At 64.2% G+C, this 15,945-nt stretch carries 8 protein-coding genes and 3 pseudogenes; 6 read left to right on the top strand and 5 right to left on the bottom strand.

Annotated elements, in window-relative coordinates; all coding sequences use genetic code 11:
• Nucleotides 1–267: 267 nt before the first annotated feature.
• On the top strand, nucleotides 268–1,677 hold the full coding sequence (locus AWC17_RS00175; protein WP_141224365.1) for a DUF7159 family protein: 1,410 nt from the start codon (nucleotides 268–270) through the stop codon (nucleotides 1,675–1,677).
• A 984-nt stretch (nucleotides 1,678–2,661) separates the two neighbouring features.
• Nucleotides 2,662–4,743 carry an NUDIX domain-containing protein gene (locus AWC17_RS32975; protein WP_231588696.1) on the top strand — a complete coding sequence of 694 codons (2,082 nt, stop codon included), beginning with the start codon at nucleotides 2,662–2,664 and terminating at the stop codon, nucleotides 4,741–4,743.
• Between the two features lie 31 nt (nucleotides 4,744–4,774).
• Here AWC17_RS32975 and AWC17_RS00165 read toward each other — a convergent pair.
• Nucleotides 4,775–6,032: pseudogene (locus tag AWC17_RS00165) on the bottom strand (heavy metal translocating P-type ATPase); the annotation flags it as partial.
• Between the two features lie 376 nt (nucleotides 6,033–6,408).
• Nucleotides 6,409–6,879: a zf-HC2 domain-containing protein gene (locus tag AWC17_RS34055; protein ID WP_082123122.1), complete on the bottom strand. Its 471-nt coding sequence runs from the start codon at nucleotides 6,877–6,879 to the stop codon at nucleotides 6,409–6,411.
• A gap of 678 nt (nucleotides 6,880–7,557) precedes the next feature.
• Between AWC17_RS34055 and AWC17_RS00155 the strand changes: the two genes are divergently transcribed.
• Entirely contained in the window at nucleotides 7,558–8,187 is a 630-nt protein-coding gene (locus AWC17_RS00155) for an LOG family protein (protein ID WP_231614286.1), read from the top strand.
• Nucleotides 8,188–8,263: 76 nt separating this feature from the next.
• Here AWC17_RS00155 and AWC17_RS00150 read toward each other — a convergent pair whose 3' ends face one another.
• Together AWC17_RS00150 and AWC17_RS00145 are read right to left on the bottom strand one after the other, a co-directional pair.
• The gene (locus tag AWC17_RS00150) at nucleotides 8,264–8,911 is read right to left on the bottom strand and encodes a DUF305 domain-containing protein (protein WP_231614285.1); all 648 of its coding nucleotides are present in this window, start codon (nucleotides 8,909–8,911) and stop codon (nucleotides 8,264–8,266) included.
• A 436-nt stretch (nucleotides 8,912–9,347) separates the two neighbouring features.
• Nucleotides 9,348–9,976: pseudogene (locus AWC17_RS00145) on the bottom strand (cation transporter); the annotation flags it as partial.
• A gap of 881 nt (nucleotides 9,977–10,857) precedes the next feature.
• On the opposite strand from AWC17_RS00145, the gene AWC17_RS00135 reads away from it, so the two are divergent.
• Entirely contained in the window at nucleotides 10,858–12,006 is a 1,149-nt protein-coding gene (locus tag AWC17_RS00135; RefSeq protein ID WP_082123124.1) for a pyridoxal-phosphate dependent enzyme, read from the top strand.
• Between the two features lie 203 nt (nucleotides 12,007–12,209).
• Nucleotides 12,210–13,326: pseudogene (locus AWC17_RS00130) on the top strand (IS3 family transposase).
• Between the two features lie 299 nt (nucleotides 13,327–13,625).
• Here the strand turns inward: AWC17_RS00130 and AWC17_RS00125 are convergent.
• The gene (locus tag AWC17_RS00125) at nucleotides 13,626–14,384 is read right to left on the bottom strand and encodes a YoaK family protein (protein WP_082123125.1); all 759 of its coding nucleotides are present in this window, start codon (nucleotides 14,382–14,384) and stop codon (nucleotides 13,626–13,628) included.
• 447 nt (nucleotides 14,385–14,831) lie between these two features.
• Between AWC17_RS00125 and AWC17_RS32970 the strand changes: the two genes are divergently transcribed.
• A complete protein-coding gene (locus tag AWC17_RS32970) occupies nucleotides 14,832–15,128 on the top strand; it encodes a four-helix bundle copper-binding protein (RefSeq protein WP_046185572.1) in 297 nt (98 codons plus the stop codon).
• The last annotated feature ends 817 nt before the right edge of the window (nucleotides 15,129–15,945 follow it).

The following is a 15,945-nucleotide window of genomic DNA, read 5'->3' as shown; positions in this document are numbered from 1 at the left end:
CTTCGATCGGCTCTCCCCGATGCTGACGATCAACCGGGGTCGACCCGGGCTTCTGGAGGCTGATGCCTACCTGGCGGTGAACCCCGCCGACCCGCTCGGGCCGGCGGGGTGGGCAATCGGGCCGATTCACCCAACTTGTGTCTGCCCGAACGGCGGTCAGAGGAACGACTGCCCCCGACTCACGCAGATGGAATGCCACGCCCCGCGGCGACGTCAATCGAGTATTTCCTTCGCCTAGGCCTGGATAGCTAACAATTTGGAGGAATAGTGGACACCGTACTTGGCGTTTCGATGGCACCGACGACGGTCCGCATTGTGCTGGTTGAAGGGGAAAACGCGGACGGCGTCACCATCGATGAAGACTACTTCGAGGTCGCCGCCCGCAACGGCTCAGCAACCCGTAGCGGACCTGAGCAGGTGGTCGCGGCGATTCTGGGCACCAGGGAAGGCGCGGTCGAGAGCGGCTACCAGCTGACCTCGATTGGGGTGACCTGGACCGACCCTGCCGAGGCCGCCGCGCTGCGCGACATGCTGGCCGCCCGCAAGGCCGAGAACGTCATGTTGGTGTCGGCGTTTCTGGCCGCGGTCTCGCTGGCCCAAACCGTCGGCAACGCAACCAATTACGCGCACACTGCGTTGCTGTACGTGGAACCCGATACCGCGACCTTGGCCGTTGTCGACAGCGCCGACGGTTCGATCAGCGACGTGCACCGACATCCCTTGCCCCCAGACGACGACCAAGCGGTGGCCCAGCTGGCCAAAATGGTCGCGAGTGTTGAAGCGCTGGAGATTCGTCCCGAAAGTGTTTTTGTCGTCGGCTCCGACGTTGACATTCGGGTGATCAAGCCGGCATTGGAAGCGGCGACGTCGCTTCCGCTGAGCGTACCTGCGGAGCCGGAAACGGCGCTCGCCCGCGGGGCCGCGCTGGCGTCGGCGAATGCGCCGCTGTTCTCGTCATCGACCGCCGCACTGGCCTACGCGAAGGATTTTGGAACCGGCGCGGCGGACCCATGCGCGCTGGCCCCGGAATACCTCTATGTTGCCGACGTTACGGCCCGACCGGGCGAGCAAGCCCTCGCCTACAGCGCGGCCTCAGATGAGAAACCCGACGCCTACACCGCCGCCGGGGACCGGGCCGCAGTGGACCGCGAAGACTTCCGGACCGGGGCAGTCACCGATTACGCAGGCCCGCAGCGACGGTCGTTCTTGCCGGTCGGCAGCGCGCTAGCGGCGGTGTTCGTGGTCGGCGTGGTGGCACTGGCAGTGGTGCTGGCCATCAGTGTCCGACCGACGGTCGGTGTGAGACCGAACCCGGGCCACAACGTCGTCGCCCCCACGCCGCCTCCCGCGGCTACTGCAGTTCCAGCCCCCGTCCCCGAGGCACCCGCGCCGGTGCCTCCAGCCGATGCTCCGGTACCGGTAGCACCTACTCCAATGCCTGCGCCTCCTGTGCGGGCACCGGCGGCACCTGCTCCCGCACCCATGCCGGTGGCTCCTCCTCCGCCTCCTGTGGCGGCGCCCCCGATCGTGGCGCCGCCCCTGATCGTGGTGCCGCTCATTCCGCAACTGCCACACATTTTTGGCCCTCCAGTGGAGGGGCCACCGCTCGTACCGCGCGGCGGGGGCCACGGCGGCGGGGGCCATGGGGGGTTCGGGATTCCAGGTGTGCACATGTAGTTCCCCGGCGCAGCCGCCTGTCCCCTGCCGCTCGCCAGCTCAGATCAAAATCTTCAACAAGCGGATCGGTGACCTACTCGACACCCACGCCGACGCACACCTCTTCACCAGCCTGCCAGGCTCTGGAACCAACCATGCCGCAAGGCTTTTTAACCGAATCGGCGACTGCCGGCCCGAATCCCCACCCCGAAGCACGCGTGTGCCTGGCCGGCCTGGCACCCTCGACACGCTAATTGGACAAACGCACGTGGTGGGATTCCGCTGGGCTCGCGATAGAGAACTGCGTGATGCGGTCTGCGACTCCACCAGGGGGCTCCCGGCGCGCCGACCCCGCGGGGCCGCCAGCATCTACAACCGTGCCATCGCCCGAAACAGACTGACCACACACCAGGCGCATCCTGGGCCCCGCCTGAGTCTACGTAATCTGGCGCTGCCGGCAGACCCACACCGGCTACGACACCGCCAACCACCGAGGTCTTCAAGCCCTGTTCAACCAGCACGAACAATCGGCGGCTTGACAGAGGGCAACCACAAGCAGGCCACATCCGTCCAATCCAACAAACACGGCACTAAGTGGGCGCGGCCGGGTTTGCCGCGACCCCACCAAACCGACCCGGCCGCTGCCCCTCCCTCAAGAACACACCGACAATTCCACAGCATCGCCGCCAATCGATCTCTGTGATGCAGCCAAAATTGCCCAGCACAATGCCTCAAAGACTTAAAACTTGTACGCCGTAAATCTCAGCAATTGAAGGCATTTGGCGCCGAACCGATGGAGATGGACGAACAGAGTAAGTAACGTGTACTACGTGGCAAATGCCTTGTCACTTTTGGCTGGCGTCGGATGCGTTCTCTGAGTCGGACGCCGCTGTCGTTCGCCTTGTTTCGAAGGACGCGCCGCATGTCGTGTATTGAAGGGCCGCCCAGACATTCGGCGCTGAACGCGGCGAGCCTGTGCACGCGCGCGACAGCAGCCTTGTCCGCGTGGCCGGAACAGTGACCACAGAATCCGATTCGAGTGCGGTGCCGTGCTCACCGTGTGTCGCCCGCCTGCAATCCCCCGAGGAGCGGCTGCACTCTTTGCGGGCACACCTGTTTGACGAGACCGATCCACTGGTGACCCTCACCCATCTGTTGCATCTGTGCCGTGACGAACACCAGGTGCTGTGGGCACAGGCGGCGAACCCGGATATCCGCGCCAAGGTGACGTCGATCGTGGCTCCGGTACGGGCGATCGCCGAGTCGTCCTCATCGCGGGAGAACTTAGCCGCACCGATACGCAAAGCGCTGGCCGATGCGCTGGCTCCTGATGACGGGGTCGCTCCAGTGACGATCGCCCACGAACTGGCGCAGCTCGTGGACGAACGTTATCGGGACTGTCTGGTGGCGTCATTCCAACGACGGAACCCCTACCAGCCCGCAGCCGGCGACCCGATTCCGCTTGGGGGGTTCGATATCCGATCGGTGTTGGATATGCGGCCAACGGCGCCCCCGTGGCGACTTGCCAACCGCCTAGACCAGACGCGCCATGTTCGGCTGGCCGGCGATTGGGCCACCCAGTTTCGTGTTGTGTTCGACTACAGCCTGTTCGAGGCGCTGCAGGGCGTCGTCACACGCGATACCGTCATCGCGACCTGCCATCCCAACCGTGACCTCGATGAATTCCGGCTGCCCGCCGACCCGACGCGGCCGGTGTTCCCGATCCGGGCGGCCAATCCGCGCCGACAACTCCGCGTAATCGACCAGCTGATCGGCGCGGCTGTACGCGCCGGGGCCTCCATCGTGGTGTTGCCCGAGCTGTGTCTCACGAAGTCACAGGCTCAAACATTGCAGCAGTGGGTCCGCCGAGACGACGGGGCGCACCTGCTGATTGCCGGCAGTTTCCATCACGTCTCCGGTTCGCCGCGCATGCGCCGAAACACCGCGGTCGCTTGGCTGCGTGGACATCCCGATCCGCTGACGTACGACAAGCACTCCCCCGCCGAACATCCGATCAACGAAGACATCCAGCCGCAAGGTTGGCCGGAATTGCGGATCTATGTGAGCGCGGACGGTTGGCACCTTGCGCTCGCTGTTTGCCGCGACCTTCTCAATCCGCAGGCGGTGCACGCACTTAGCGAAGCCGGCGCCAATCTCGTGCTGGCGCCCGCGATGAGTGAACGCCTGACGCCGTTCACAGGCCAGATCGCACACCTGGTCGGCTCTGGTCAGGCGTTGGTGGCCGTGGCGAACAACCCGGCCGACTGGTTTCATGCTCGCCGCCACGAGGTGCATCATCCAGCCCGAGCGTTGTTTGGTCATCCGGGATTGGGCCAACAGATCCGCCTGGTTGCCTCCCGTGATTCAGGTCCCGGCATCGCCACCATGCACGTTCGGTCAGCATCGATTCGCTGGGCCGAAGGTGAAGACGCCGTCGCAGCGGCACGAGAACCGTTGCCGGAGCCATTATCGTCAAACGCGTTGCCGCACTGGGTGGAGTCGCTGGCCGCCACGCTCGACCGGCGCTACGGAGCGTTTGCGCAACACCATCCCGATCAGGTCGCTCTGCGCCCGGCCGCGATCTTGGTCCTTCTCACCGACGGCCCCACGGGACTGCGGGTAGCACTGACCGAACGCGCCTCAGATCTTGCCGATTATCCAGGCCTGCTGACCTTTCCAGGCGGTGGCCAAGATCGTGCCGATACTGGTCCGGTCAGCACCGCGATCCGCGAAGCAGCCGAGGAGACCGGCCTCGACCCCACGAGCGTGCACGTTCTGGGCGTCTTGCCCTCGATGGCCGACCCCGAATCGAAGTTTCTGGTTACCCCGGTGGTGGCCTGGTCGAGCCAACCGCGCTATACCTCCCCCGTCAACATTGCCGAGGTGACGTGTGTTCGCCATGTACTCTTGAGCGAAATCGGCGCCGGGCAAGAAGATGGTGACGTGCCCGTCGTGTCGTGCCGACCCGGTGACGGAGACGACGCGCAGCCGCAGGTGGGTATTCTTACCGCGACGGTGATCAACGCCGTGTCGGCCTTAATCAAGAGGCACCAGTCAGAGGGTGGTCACGGTGCTCCTGGTGGATAACAGCGGAACCGGAACCGGGCGACCGACCGGTCTAACCGCGCGCATCGTCACCTGAGGCGTTGGCGGGCAGCACCTTTCGGTCGCTAGGGGTGATTATCTGCAGTACCTTGGTGCGTCCCGCGCGCATACCGTTGGCGATGACGATGACCTCGGCCACTTCATGAACCAGCACCACCGCGGCCAGCCCGAGCACCCCGAACAGCGCCAGCGGGATCAACGCGGTGATGAGTGCCAGCGACAGGCCGATGTTCTGCCACATGATGCGCCGGGCCCGGCGGGCATGGCTGACCGCGTGGGTGAGATGGCGCAGGTCTTCACCCATGAGCGCGACGTCAGCGGTCTCGATGGCCACATCGGTGCCCATCGCGCCCATCGCGATTCCCAGGTCGGCGGTGGCCAGCGCGGGTGCGTCGTTGACGCCATCACCGACCATCGCCGTGGCGCACTGGGCGCGCAGGTGCCTGATCGGCGTCGCCTTGTCCTCGGGCCGCAGCTCGGCATGCGCCGCGTCGATGCCGGCCTGCGCCGCCAGCGCGCCGGCCGGTGGCCCGGTTAACGCCGGTGAGCATCACCACCCGGTAGCCATCGCGGCATAGCTGCTCGACCACCGGGCGGGCTTCCGGACGCAACTCATCACGCACCGCGATGGCGCCGATGAGCGTGTCGTCGTCCTCGACCAGCACCGCGGTCGCGCCGGCCTCCTGCATCCGACCCACCTGCGCGGCCAGGGGTCCGGTGGCGATCCAGCCGGGCTGGCCCAACCGGACACCGTGCCCGTCGCGGTGGCCGATCAGCCCGGCGCCGAGAACGGCTTGCACCCCGCTGGCCGGAGTGACCTGATGGGCGGCGGCCAGGACGGCCCGCGCCAGGGGATGTTCGCTGCGGTTCTCCAGCGCCGCCGCGATGTCGAGGACCTGGTCGCGGGTGGCGCCGTTGGTGGGGACGACATCGATGACGGCGGGGCGATTCGCGGTCAGCGTGCCGGTATTGTCCAACGCCACCGTCCGCACCGCACCCAGCGCCTCCAGCGCTGCCCCGCCCTTGACGAGCACGCCGAGCCTGCTGGCGGCGCCGATCGCAGCGAGTAATGTGACCGGAACCGAGATCGCCAACGCACACGGGGAGGCGGCCACCAGCACGACCAGGGCCCGCTCGATCCATGTCGCCACATTGCCAAACACGCTGCCCACTAAGGCAATAACAGTGGCGGCGATCATGATGGTGGGCACCAGGGGTTCGGCGATGCGATCGGCCAGCCGCTGGGAGGCACCCTTGCGGACCTGCTCGGCCCGATCCCGGCGCGGCGCCAAGTCGACTGCGCCACAACACCCGCGACTGGTGGTTCCCATAGCACGAATGCGCCCAATGATTCGCCGCCGCAACAGCGGAACCCACCCACGAGCCTCAGATCGGTGGTCGGCGTTAATGTTGGCGGCTTCGATGCGGTCGTGCGAATGACACGGCCTCGCATTCGGATGGGCGGTGGGCATGAGACCGCCAATCCCGTTGCGAGGCAGACGCTCTCAGCCCCACCTCCGACCTGGGCTTGGCCACCGTCGGTCCCGCATCACCGCGATCGAGGGGCTGGGCGCTCGCTGAGCTTGAGACTGACCTTGTCCCCGGTCCTCAGCCGTAGGACCGGTACACGCGCACAGACACCAGTCATCATGAAGATCCACCAGCGGCCGATGTAGCTGAGGCGAACAGGTGCTCGCGAGACTGCTGAGGCCAGTTTGTGATATTCAGCTGCGGCCCCGGCGGCGCCAATACCCTTGCCTGCGGCGGCGCGGGCACCGATGACGCGGAATGAACCTGAACCGCGCAGAGCGCGCCAATTACCAGCATTACGGCCGCGGCGCCCGAGGCTACCCACGTGATCACGCGCGACCGGCGTCGCCGCCAGTTCACCTGGGCCAGCAACGACGGCAGCAAATTTGGCGTCAGTGATGCTCCTCCGGAAGCGTCGCACGCTCCGATTACGGCCACGTCGTCGTGGCTGAGCCGCGACAGTAAGCCAGGCATTCCGCTCACTTCGGCGACGGCGTCGCGGCATGACTTGCAGTCAGCGATGTGCGCCTCGAATTCCCGTCGGTCGGCGTTTGACAGGGATCCCAGGACGTACGCGACATCCCACATCCCCAACCCGTGGACTGATGATTCAGCGTCAACCGGCATGTTGGGCCTCCGTAGCGAAGTCATCGGGTGGGCCCGATTTCTTGCGGTATGAGTCGCGCGCATGCATGGTGTACCGGAGCCGCGATGTCCTGGAAGCTTTGGCGATACCGAGAGACGCGGCGATAAGGGCCATTGTCTTCTGGCGGTGGGACCGGCTGCCTAGCATCTATTGCGGTGCATCTCTCGTCCAGGAGCATGGTCCGGGCGACGGTGAACACCCGGCAACCCCTGGCCGATCCCGGCCGGCGCACGCACGTCATGAAACAACCTCCTTATGAGGAGACGAAGAACGGCCCTATTTCGTTCACAGATGGCGACCCCCACGTGCCTTTCGGTGATTAGCTACCAACAACCAGGTGATACCTACTTGTTCGTCGAATCATGGCTAAGCCGGTCGCGCCGCGGCGCGACCGGCGATGTTGCCGTCACCCGGCGCCGGTCTGACTCCCGAAGTCGAGGCATCCGAATTCACCTAGGCATCGGCAGCACCGGTGCGGCAACAATTTTCCCGGTTCAGCAACAGGTGGGACAATCGCAGATATGCCCGAGCCGCTAACCCACACCCCGTCTACGTGTGATGAAGAGTTGCTTTGCTGCCTGGGGCCGGGCTTCTCGCTGGCGGGCTCTGATCCGGGCCGTTTGGCCCGGATCCGCGATGAGGTGGCGTACGGCTTTACGGCGCTGACGGACGTTGCCCAGGCTGTGTCGATCTTCGGCTCGGCGCGCACGCCGCCGGATCATCCGCATTACCAGCTGGCGCGCACGGTAGCCGCACGGCTGGGTGCACTGGGTTTCGACATCATCACTGGCGGCGGTCCCGGAATCATGGAGGCCGCCAACCGGGGCGCCCGCGATGCGGGCGTGCGCTCGATCGGCCTTAGCATCGAGCTTGCGCACGAGCTGCGCACGAATCCGTTCGTCGATCTCTCGCTTCGGTTCAAGTACTTCTTCGTCCGCAAGCTGATGTTCGTCCGCTACGCATCGGCGTTCGTGGTGCTTCCGGGCGGCTTTGGAACGCTGGACGAGCTTTTCGAGGCGCTGACACTCATCCAGACCGAGAAGATACAGCACTTTCCGGTCGTGCTTGCGGGCGCGGAGCACTGGCGAGGATTGGAGGAATGGATCCGCGAGCGGCTGCTGGACCCGGGGATGGTATCGGAAGACGACGCGAAGCTGCTCGCGGTAGCTGACGATCCCGACGAGATCGGTGAGTTCATCGGCCATTGGCGCCGTCGCCAACTGGAGACCTACCGCCCCCCGGGGGCGTAAGAGGTGCTCGATCGCTGGGTTGGGTTCGATTTGGCGCGGCCCTCGCTATTCGGGTGGCCCGGTTAGCCAGCGCCCGCTACAGCGAGGCGAGGATCTGTTTCATGGTGTCGATCTGCTGCTGCTGGGTGGCGACGATCGACTTGGCCAGGGCCACCGCAGCCGGGTCCTGTCCGGTGTTGATCTCGTTCTGCGCCATAGCGATCGCGCCCTGATGGTGCTTTATCATCTGGCTGAGGAACAGCTTGCTGGCATCCACGCCCTGCGCGTTCTGTAAAGCAGCCATGTCGGCCGGCGACATCGTGTCATTCATCCCTGGCATCATTGACTGACTCGGCATGGGGCCGGAGCTGGGCATCTCGGAGTGACCGGGCATGGTTGTCCCGGGCGTCATAGTGGGCATCTGCCACTGGCTCAGCCAGCCTTTCATTTGCTCAATCTCGGGACCCTGCGCGGCCTTGATCTGCCTGGCAAGGTCGACCACACGTGGGTCGATGCCCTGCTTTCCCAACACGATGTCGCTCATCTCGATCGCCTGCTGATGATGTGGGATCATCTGCTGGGCGAACGTGACATCGGCGTGGTTGTGTGCCGGACCCGGCGTCGACGTCGACGGAGCGGGCGCCGATGAGCTCGACTGTTGCGTGCCGGAGTTGCTACAGGCGCCCACCGCGGTCAGCGCAACAACGGTTGCCACACCCACTGCTAGGTTCTTGGCTGATTTCACGACAGTCCTCTCCCGCTTCAACGTGTGCATTACCGTGCGTCATGCGCGCGACGCCCGCGTTCGCAGGCTTCCCTCCGTCCGTATGGCTCACCCAGTGGTTCTATGAGGGTTCGTTAAGATCCGTCGCTGCCTCGCAGATCCATCGTCGACGGGGCAGATTGGGTTTATCGGCTCAGTACCCTAGCGGTGACGACCCGCAAGCCAGTTCACTATTGGACTTTGTGTACGCACTATTTGCGATGCGGGGTCGCAGAACTGCTAACCGTTGGTGATAGAAAACTTTCGCTGAATTCACAGACACCGACATCAAGGCCAACCTACACGCCTGTTCGGGCCATGCCACTGCGGACTAGCTGATGGCGTTGACGAACCACATCCGGGCTGGCACGTCGCGAGCGTCGATCGCTCAGCCCGCGCCGACGGCGACCGCGACCGCGACCGCGACCGCGACGAGAACCATCATGTCCAGCGTGCGCGCCCGCAGTGCGCGCCACGCACCGTCAAAGAAGATCTACGAGGAGTAGAACACCACCGGCAGGCTCAGCGCCAAGGTGACCACGTCGTCACGCAACCCGAGCGGTGCCGGCGTGCGGAATCCCAACATCTCGCGACCCATCGGGGACCACAACATGATCGAGACCGACAACACCAACGCCACCAAGAACTGGTTACGCATGGCGCGCACCATGTCAGCCATCGACATCCCCGCGTGACCGCCTCCATGGCCCATCACGTCCTGGGGTTTCCGTTGCCCGGGGCCGCCGCCGTGCTGTGCTCGTGGTGCGGTTGCTCCGGCGCGGGCTGCCCCGGCGGTCCCGACATCGGTTCGCACATATGGTCAGCCACCGATCGGCCCGCGCAGTGAAAACCACAATCGCGCACCCACTGCGATAACTCCGCCACCGAAGTCACCGCCGGATCGTAGGCAACCGTGGCGCTCTGATTGACCGCGTTGGCCTGCACCGAGGTTACCCCTGGACGGCGAGAGAGCGCGGCCTCCCCGACCGCGGCCGAGCTTGCCCACTGCAGCCCATGAACATCAATAACCGCGGTGGTCGTCGTCATTTCCGGCCCACGCGTCGACGGCGGCAATCGTCGAGGGTGAACTGGCTATCCGCAGACATCATCTTCCTTCCGGCCGTAGCTTTCATTCGATCGACGAAAATCATTGTGCGCGACGGCATGGACGCCGTGCACGTTCGATGAGCATTCGAATCGCCTCGTCGTCACCGGCAACGACTGGCCGCACGAGGTGCCGGCTGGCACGGTCAGCGCAATTTGCCTCGTCACCAGCTGTCGTACTTGCGTGACTGTGATCCCCTGACGGGCACCGTGATCCGGCACGCCGGGCGGTGAGTACCCACACGGCGAAGTAAGTCGCGAAGCGGGAGCATGGTTTCTGGGGGAAGCGCCTGCACGTTACCCGTGAGTGGTTGGCGACAGGACATTCCTTCGGTTCGAACTTCTGATTCCCATAGGTCAATCCGACGGAGCCAGAAAACTGATTCGAACCGCCTGGGATGCTGCCGGCACCGGCGGGACCATTACCCTTCGGGTAAGGTGTGCACGGCAAGATCAGTCTCGGCGAGTAACTTGCCCACGAACGGAGACAGCATTCTTCAGGCGATGGTTGCAGGTGTTCTTTTCGAGCTATTGCTGCTGACCTCGATCGAGTTGGTCTTGTACACAACCGTCCAGACGCGTGTCTGGGCCGTCGCACCGCGGTTCACATGCCGCAAAACGCCGTACAACTACTTGGCGCCACGGCGGGCGAGGGCGCCGGGAGTTACCACCGACGGGTTGGGGCCGTTCATCATGGATCAAGATTGTGCCGTCGTTCTGCTATGACCGCCCGCTATCTCGGATTTCTCCGGTGCCCCCGGTGCGGCCTGCAAGCATCAGAAGCCGAGGCGTCGTTCGGGTGTCGCGAATGTGCGGGCTCTGGCATGGGAGTCAACCTCGCTCCTGCTTACGCGTTGACGCCGGGCCCGTTGCCATGGAACACCTCCGAGCCGGGCATCTTCGGCTTCCGGGAGTTACTCCCGTTATTGCCTGACCACGTCGCGGTCAGCCTGGGAGAAGGGGCGACACCTCTGGTTCCTTTGAACCGCCTGGGGCCACGATTGGGACTGCAAAGACTCATGCTCAAAGACGAAACGCGCAACCCGACGTGGTCATATAAGGACCGGCTCGCGGCAGTTGCCGTGACCAAGGCGGCAGCCTCGGGCGCCTCCACCGTCGTCGTTTCCTCGACGGGGAACCACGGTGCAGCTGTCGCCGCATACGCGGCCGCAGCAGGGCTACGCTGCGTGGTCCTCACGGTGTCGTCCGTGCCGCGAGAGATGAAGATTCTGATGCAGGCCTACGGGGCCTCAGTGGTTGCTTACGAAAAAGGCCCAGACCGCTGGTCGGTAATGAGGGAAGCGGTCGACCAGTTCGGCTGGACCCCGATATCTGGGCCCATGAGCCCTCCGATCGGCTCCAATCCATTTGGCATTGAGGGCTACAAGACGATCGCCTACGAGCTGTGGCGGCAACTCGGCGAACCTCCCGATGTCGTCGTGGCGCCGACCGCCCACGGTGACGGACTGGCCGGTATTCGACGAGGATTCGCCGACCTCATTGCGCTAGGTCTTGCCAGCCGGACGCCCAGGTTGGTCGCCGTCGACCCGTTCGGCGCCTACGCACGCGCGCTACAGCCTCCAAGGGAAAGCCTGCCGCCGATTGTCAAAAAGCCCTCGATGGCGTTTTCCGTCGCGACGACGACCGCAACGTATCAGGGACTGGACGCCATCCGAGCCACGGACGGGACCGCGGTCGCCGAACCATCCGATGATGCGATCGCCCGCATGCAGCTCGAACTGGCTTCGGCGGAGGGCCTTTACGCAGAAGGCGCGTCCGTATTGGCCGTCCTCGCCGCTAAACAACTTGCCGAGCGAAGCTGGATTGACCCCGACGAGCGCGTCGTACTGTTGTCGACGTCGACGGGCTTGAAGGATCCCAATGCCTCCGCGGTACATCTGCCTGACCTACCGGTCCTCGAACCCACCTTGGCGGCATTGGCGGCTGCGCTGCCCGCGCGAATGTTGCAGTGACTGTGCCAGTCGACCCTGCCGAGCAATACCGTACCCTGACCCCTTGGAACGCTGAAAACGGCTGCTAAGCAAGTCCTTTGATGATGGCCCTGAGTGGTCTCGCGTGGTGCATGAGCGCCGCATTGGCCTGACCCCGTTCGGTTGATCCACGGTTTATGAGAGTCTTGCAGCCCACGACGTGGGCAGGAAGGCTCAACAAGATCATGGCGACGAGGAAGCGGCACAGCCCCGAGCAGATTGTGCGCAAGCTGATGGCGGCCGATCGGCTCCTGGCCGAGGGCAAGGACACCGCGGCGGTGTGCCGCGAACTTGGTGTCTCCGAGGCCACCTACCACCGGTGGCGTAACCAGTTCGGCGGGTTGAAGGCCGAGGACGCCAAACGCCTCAAAGACCTCGAACGCGAGAACACCACCCTCAAACGCCTGCTGGCAAACGCGGAGTTGGAGAAGGACGCGCTGCGGGAGATCGCGAAGGGAAACTTCTAGGCCCGGAACGTCGGCGGGCGGCCGTTCGTCACCTTCAGCGCGTGCTGGGGGTCAGCGAACGGTTTGCCTGCCGCGTGACCGGGCAGCACCGCGCAACCCAGCGACACACAGCCGTCTCTGCTACACCAGAGGACCCTGACGCCGCCCTGCGAACCTGGCTTCGCCGGTACGCCAAGGACCACCCACGACGCGGGTTTCGGCCCGCGTATCACGACGCCCGCGCTGAAGGCTGGGCAGTCAATCACAAAAAGGTGCAACGCCTTTGGCGGGAAGAAGGGCTTCGCGTGCCGCAGCGCCGACGCCGCAAACGCCACGGCAGCTCCACCGCACCAGCGACCGTAATCGCCGATGCGCCCAACCGGGTGTGGGCGGTGGACTTCCAGTTCGACTCCACCACCGACGGACGTCCGATCAAGATCGCGTCGATCATCGATGAACACACCCGCGAATGCCTCGGTGGGATGGTTGAGCGCAGCATCACCGGCGAGCACCTCATCGCCGAACTCGACCGCCTGGCCGCCGAGCGTGGCACCTACCCGGCCGTGCTGCGCTGCGACAACGGACCCGAATTGGCCTGCAGTGCAATGGCCGAGTGGTCGCATGAACAGGTCGGCCTGCACTTCATCCCACCCGGCGAGCCGTGGCGAAACGGCTACGTCGAATCCTTCAACTCCCGCGTCCGTGACGAATGCTTGAACATCAATAGCTTCTGGTCGATGGCCCAGGCCCGGGTGGTCATCAGCGACTGGAAGCACGAGTACAACCACATCGCCGGCATTCGTCACTGGGCTACCAGGCACCGGCCCGCTACGCTGCCACCTGTACCCACCAATAACGACTCTCGTTCGCCGTGGACCAGTTCACGGGGTCCGGTCAGCATCGTCACGGTGCACGCCTTTATCCGTCAGCTCGGCTGGATGGTCGGTGTGGCAGTCCGGTCGTCTTGGAGGCAGACGCCGACGCGGTGGGCCGGGCAGGAGCGTCACGATCTCGGCTGCCACCGCCTTGTGAATCGGCGACGCGACCGCACGTAATTCCCGGGGCGTTGCTCGATAAAACGCTATAAGCTCACCGCGTCTTTCAACAAAGGAAACAGCCAGTAGGGACGCCGCTCGAAGTGGTCAGCGCCGTCCATTACGATCTGGGTTTCACCGGCCACAGCTTCCTCGAGATCATGCTCGGCAATGAGCCGCCTGAATCACGTTCGCCGCCTCGCTCCTTCAAGAGCAGACGGCGGTCGGTATGGAAATAGGTGTATGCGGTTGTTAGCGCGCACACGATGGTGGCGACCACCAACATCTGGGATCCGCTGGCGGCCAAGCTGATAAACCCACCGACCGTTGCACCCGCGATGTAGCTGACATACAGCAGCAAGTATCCCAGCCACGCCGACGCCGCGCCGCCGCTGATGTGACGTTCGATGCCCTGGCCCATTTTCACCAGCGTCCCGGTGACATAGCTCAACGGAATCGACACCTCGCCGTCCTTGACAAACGAGGTATTGAGCGTGCCGACTCCGAATGCGATGAACAGAATTGGTACGAAGGAGAGTTGACCGGTCGACCATCCATCTATGGCGACATCCACTGCGGTGGCGACCACCAGAGACAACGTGGTCAGCACGGTCGGGCCGTGCGGATGCGCCACCCAGAAATGGCGCCTGCACAATGACGCGACCAGCACGCCACCGACAAAGAAGACCACCAGCAGCGCAGCTGATATCGAGAGCAAGGGTTCATTCCGGAAGTACCCTAGCGCCGCGCGCTCGGAGTTGCCGGTCATAAAAGTTACGAAGTATCCGGCAGAGTGAGTAAACGCCGCGGCACCGATGAGACCGGCCAGCCCGGCCAGGACCCATGACAACCTCGTCTCGCTGTCGAACCGCTTCCTCATGGAGACGCATACTATCCGGCCGTACTCTTTGCGCCGGCATCGCTTCCAGGGTCTTCCACCCAACTCACGATGAGGGTGACGCCGCCGTTTGGCTCCGGAACGCGCACCGCTGCTCGCCGGTAACCGACGGGAAACCACTGGCTAATGCATGTCGACGGCTCGAAGTTGACTGCGAGGTCTTCCTTTGTACGCCTGTCAGAGCGTCAAGTACATCTAGGGTCGGAACACTTTTCCGGGGAGCTGACGCGGTACCGGGCGGTGTCCGACTGGCGGATCTGGCCGGTCCGCGGATGGCGCGGAACGAGTGTCGTGCCACGGTAGCGATCAGACCGGCCGTCGGCTCGTGGTAGCACCCGCAGGAACGAAACAACTACGTATACCCCGGCGACGTACGATGCCCGTGTGAGAGATAGCTAGGTCGCACAAGCAACTTGGCGAAAGGTGCTCATGAGCACCATCAGCGTGACCGTCTCCGGCGTGACCTGCGAGCATCGCGCGTCCGCGGAGCCCGAAGAACCCGAGAAGTTTGGTGGCGCCACCGATTTCGATTTAGAGCTGGGTATCTGTCAGACATGCACCACCCTGCTCGCTCGCGGCTCCGCATGGGCAGCCAAGCTCTGCCTGCTTTGCGCTGAGATCTGCGACGCGTGCGCGGCCGAATGCGGCAAGTTCGACACAGAGCATTGCCGCGCCTGCGCGAAAGCCTGCCGCGTCTGCGCTGAACAATGCCGGGCTATGGCCTAACGCCGACGCCCGGGCGCGCCCGCACAATTCCGTTGCGGGCGCGCCCTTTCGGACAACGCTGTTACTGCGCCCTCCAGAGTGCTGCCCGCGGCCTAACGCGGACGCAAATGCGGAATTTCTTGCAGCACTGTCTATTTGCGCTGCCGTGGTAAGCGATTGCCGGGCGGGCACCCTGCTCTGGAAAATCGGGGTGCACTTTCCTGCAGTCGCCCGACATGCGGATCCTTTAGGGGACCAGCCATTCCAACAGTCAGGTGTCCACCAATAGCTGGTCGACCCTACTCAGGGCCGTTCACTGTACTGGTGTCGAACTGGCAAGCATCTAGTGGCGCGTCGCCGGTCGCCGTAAGAGGTTTTATACCGGTCACGTCGCTGGAAGTCTCGATACTGTACGGGGTATGGTATATTCCTGTAGAAGCAAGCCCGTGCGACATCCCGCGAAACGTTAGAAAAGCCGGCACGTCGCCAGCGGTACCCCAACCTTCCTGAACTCATTGCGTCGAAGGGCAGTACCGCCCGGCGGAGTTGCCCTGTTGCTCGAACAGGCCGCCCTGAAAGAGACAAAGCCTGGGACCGCGCGGCTCGCGTCATCGGTCGCCACGCCGGCCACGACGACCCAATCGGCGACCTGCGGCGGCGCTGCACCGCCAATGCTGCGACGGCCACCGGGCAGCTAAACCTGCATCCTCGTGCAGGAGGCTTTTCCGGAAGCAAAGGCGGGAGACGATGAACACGAAAAAGGAAAGGTACGACACGATGAACACCAATAAGAAGCTCCTGATTCTCGGCGCCGGCATCGGGGGACTCAGCGTGATCA

Source organism: Mycobacterium nebraskense (assembly GCF_002102255.1).
GTDB classification, from domain to species: Bacteria; Actinomycetota; Actinomycetes; order Mycobacteriales; family Mycobacteriaceae; genus Mycobacterium; species Mycobacterium nebraskense.
This window is presented reverse-complemented; position numbering and strand designations above follow the sequence as displayed.

Bases quoted from the DNA above. Each gene is read 5' to 3' on its own strand.
- AWC17_RS32970 (WP_046185572.1), top strand. From the start codon at position 14,832: ATGAGCACCATCAGCGTGACCGTCTCCGGCGTGACCTGCGAGCATCGC.
- AWC17_RS00125 (WP_082123125.1), bottom strand. From the start codon at position 14,384: ATGAGGAAGCGGTTCGACAGCGAGACGAGGTTGTCATGGGTCCTGGCC.
- AWC17_RS34055 (WP_082123122.1), bottom strand. From the start codon at position 6,879: ATGTGGGATGTCGCGTACGTCCTGGGATCCCTGTCAAACGCCGACCGA.
- AWC17_RS00135 (WP_082123124.1), top strand. From the start codon at position 10,858: ATGGGAGTCAACCTCGCTCCTGCTTACGCGTTGACGCCGGGCCCGTTG.